Origin of the sequence: Gilliamella sp. B2911, from assembly GCF_026536965.1 — a bacterium.
GTDB lineage: Bacteria > Pseudomonadota > Gammaproteobacteria > Enterobacterales > Orbaceae > Gilliamella > Gilliamella apicola_E.
Genome location: NZ_JAFNNA010000025.1, coordinates 1 through 3,417, shown reverse-complemented (window position 1 = coordinate 3,417; position 3,417 = coordinate 1). Strand labels below are relative to the sequence as shown.

The following is a 3,417-nucleotide window of genomic DNA, read 5'->3' as shown; positions in this document are numbered from 1 at the left end:
GTATGTTCGTTCCTACTGATACAAATTCAGTCGCTTTGAGTTCTCTTATCGGTCCTCCTAATAATTATTGGGGTGATGATGATGGAGATTCTGGCGTTACTGCTACTGGTTCTTTAAGTTTATCTATCGTCGATAAAAGAGGTCAGTCTGTATCACGTAGTACCGTGCCAACAATTTGTAATGCACCTTATAAGGTTACGTTATCTAGTTCTAACGGTACATTATCAACTCGTTATGGATTTCCTAATCGTAGTACTTTCCGTGAAAGTAGCGTGACTTATTACGTCAATCCTAAGGCTTCGGCGGTGGTTTGTTTTGTCAGACCTAATTTGAATTACAGTACAGGTAATCTTGCTGGCTCAGCTTCGATGTGGGACCCTGCTAATGGTTTTATCCCTCAGTCAACTGAGCCATCACTTTACGGTAGAAACTTTCCTACAACTGGTGCTAACAAACTGTACTTTGATTTACTTATTAGTGGTGTCAGTCAGCCATTGTCTTGGTCTCCAGTTTCTCATGGTGGTATCACCGTCACAATGTCTAATCCTACAGCTACACGCGTACGCGTTACTTTAACTGGTCCTTACGCTACTGAATCCCAGCATAGTTCTAGAAATCCTGGTCCTATTTCTAAACCTACTTTGCCTCAGACATTCGAGTTGGTCGGTCGTGATAGTAATGGTGCTCCAGTCGTCAAATATGGTTTTACTTTGAAGCAGTGGTTCGTCCACCGAGGTTCTAAGGAGGACACTTATCCTAATACCTTATCTTGGTGTAATAGTCTTGGTTATCGCCTTCCGAAGGTAAAGGATTTAACCAATGCATCTTGTCCGACAGGCTCCCCTAACGAATATGAGTGTCGTGGTTTAGTCGGCGCCACCCCTTCCTCGCCGAGTAATCATTACATGCGTCATATAGATGCTGGTTTTTTCACTGAGTGGGGTGATATGCCCACTTACTCAGGCGTTGGCTTCGACGGCTTTTGGTACTGGACTAGTGACCCGCATGGTAGTAGCCAGTTTCTCGTGAACACTCGCGACGGTTACGCGGGTTGGGCCAACACCTACCGCGACGACAACGGACTTTGCTCCCATCCTTAGTTTTTATTTCTTCGTCCTTAATCCTTAGGCCGGGGGCGGGGGTGATAAAAAATAGTATTAGGTGATTAAAAGTAAGCTGACTCAAGGAGTCAACGTCGTTTAGCCATAAAAAGCGATTTTGCGGCTAAGCGGCAATTCAATTACCCGCCTCGGCGGGTTTATTTTTGAGGTTTTTTATCGCAAAAAAATTTGAGGAGTGGGGTTTTTGGGGTTTTAAATTCTGCAATGTTGCCTCAAGTAAATAATTCCGCTTTAACTGTGGCGCTTTTTAGTAGTTCTATTTTTCCATCAAAAAAGTTGAGGAACGGGGTTTTTGGGTTTTTAAATTTCACTTAAAAAGTTTTAAATGATCAGACTTACTAAATTTCTAATTCAAAGCCCTAAATTAAAATTTTCGAGGATCAATCGCTCTAATTTTAAAGATTTGTAATTGCAATATCTCTAATTAAAACATAAATTAACCAATTATAATTTAGATCATTTTTAGATCCGATTTACAAAAGTTAACGTAAATGAGCGAAAAAAAGTGTTGCATCGTGTTTTTCCAATCACTATACTTTTTACACGGTTTTAGCTACGAGGCTAAAATTTAACAGAAAAGTATAAAATTGTAAATTAATCAAAAAATTACTTGACAGGATTGTCACATATGCATTATAATTTTCAACAGGCAACAGGCAACAGGCAACATGGCCAACCTATCTTTTAAATTCGTCTAAGTCCAGCACCCAGTTTAAATTTTTCACTGAAGCTTATTTTTCTACTCAATCAAGTGAAATTCTGCGAATTTTCGCGCGATCGCTTCCGCGATCCTCTTCTCGATCTTTTTTCCGATCGTTTTCCGGATCCATTTTCAGATCCTTTTCGCGATCCTTTTTCGGATCCAGTTTTCGATCCTTTTCCGAATTATCCCGGCAGATTGTTTTTTTCGTGGTCTTTTTCCTTCCTTTTTCGGGTCACGCATTGACATCACAGACAACAGCAAATCAGATACAGGGTACTCCGCCTTATCTGACTTTCGACGGTGGTCGTACTCGTGCAGTTGATACTAATGGTCTGCTTGGGATTACACTATCTAACGGAGCTAATTACACGCCTTCTAACAATTCATCATCTACAACTCCAATCGTCTTGCCGGTTGAGGGTCAGAGTTTTGCTGATATTGGTATGTTCGTTCCTACTGATACTAATTCAGTCGATTTAAGTACACTTATCGGTCCTCCTAATAATTATTGGGGTGATGATGATGGTGATTCTGGCGTTACTGCTACAGGTTCTTTAAGTTTATCTATCGTCGATAAAAGAGGTCAGTCAGTATCACGTAATTCAGTGCTAACAGTTTGTAATGCACCTTATAAAGTTAAGTTATCTAGTACTAACGGTACATTATCTACTCGTTACGGCGTTCCTAATCGTAGTACTTTCCGTGAAAGTAGCGTGACTTATTACGTCAATCCTAAGGCTTCGCCTGTGGTTTGTTTTGCCAGACCTAATTTGATTTACGGTACAGGTAATAATGCTGGCCCAGCTTCAATGTGGGACCCTCGTAATGGTTTTATCCCTCAGTCAACTGGCCCATCCTCTTACGGTAGAAACTTTCCTACTACTGGCGCTAATGGATTGTACTTTGATTTACTCATTAGTGGTAGTAGTCAGCCATTGTCTTGGTCTCCAGTTTCTCAGGGAGGTATCACAGTCACAATGTCTAATCCTACTGCTACAAGCGTACGTGTTACTTTAACGGGTCCTTACGCTACCCCATCCCAGCAAAGTTCATCCACTCCTAGTCGTCTTCCCACTATTTCTTTGCCTCAGACCTTCGAGTTGGTCGGTCGTGATAGTAATGGTGCTCCAGTCGTCAAATATGGTTTTACTTTGAAGCAGTGGTTCGTCCACCGTGGTTCTGTGTATAAAAATTATTCTAATACATTATCTTGGTGTAATCGTATTGGTTATCAAGTGCCTCGCGTAAAGGATTTAACTAATGCATCTCGTGATTGGAATGGTAACCCTATATCCATCGGCGCCCCCCCTTCCTCGCCGGGTCGTCATTATATGCGTCATATAGGTTCTGGCTTTTTCTCGGAGTGGGGCACAATGGATTATTATTCAGGCGTTGGCTTCAACTACACTTGGTACTGGACTAGTGACCCGGGTGGTAGTACCCAGTTTGTCGTGGGCACAAACTACGGTGACGTGACGTGGAACTACACCGACAACGCCGACTACGGGCTTTGCTCCCATCCTTAGTTTTTATTTCTTCGTCCTTAATCCTTAGGGCGGGGGTTGGAGTGATAAAAAATAGTATTAGGTGATT

At 41.8% G+C, this 3,417-nt stretch carries 2 protein-coding genes; both read left to right on the top strand.

Going from position 1 to position 3,417, the window contains the following annotated elements; translation table 11 throughout:
• Window positions 1-1,100: hypothetical protein (locus J3U27_RS11525; RefSeq protein WP_267377502.1), on the top strand; the 1,100-nt coding region annotated here is incomplete at its 5' end.
• Between the two features lie 930 nt (window positions 1,101-2,030).
• Window positions 2,031-3,350, top strand: a complete 1,320-nt coding sequence (locus tag J3U27_RS11520; protein ID WP_267377500.1) for a hypothetical protein — start codon at window positions 2,031-2,033, stop codon at window positions 3,348-3,350.
• The last annotated feature ends 67 nt before the right edge of the window (window positions 3,351-3,417 follow it).